The sequence below is a fragment of the Paraburkholderia sp. SIMBA_030 genome, assembly GCF_046535245.1.
In the GTDB taxonomy this organism is placed as follows: Bacteria; Pseudomonadota; Gammaproteobacteria; order Burkholderiales; family Burkholderiaceae; genus Paraburkholderia.
Window position 1 is genome coordinate 1 of sequence record NZ_JAWRXB010000229.1, and the last position, 318, is coordinate 318.

1 pseudogene is annotated in these 318 nt (G+C 63.8%); it reads left to right on the forward strand.

The annotated features are described in order from the left end of the window. A pseudogene (locus tag SB772_RS39785) lies at window positions 1–318 on the forward strand (ribosome biogenesis GTPase Der); the annotation flags it as partial.

Here is a 318-nt window from a genome sequence, read left to right on the forward strand (position 1 = left end):
GGTGGTCGACCATGACCTGAACCTGCTGGGCTTCGCCCTCGAAGCCGGCCGCGCCATCGTCATCGCCCTGAACAAGTGGGATGGCATGGAGCCGGGTGAGCGCGCCTACGTGAAGACCGAGCTGGAGCGCCGGCTATTCTTCGTCGACTTCGCCGACATCCACTTCATTTCCGCGCTGCACGGCACGGGCGTGGGCAACCTCTACGCCTCGGTACAGAACTCGTTCAAGTCCGCCGTGACCCGTTGGCCGACCAACCGCCTTACCCAGATTCTGGAAGATGCGGTCGGTGAGCACGCGCCACCGATGGTCAACAACCG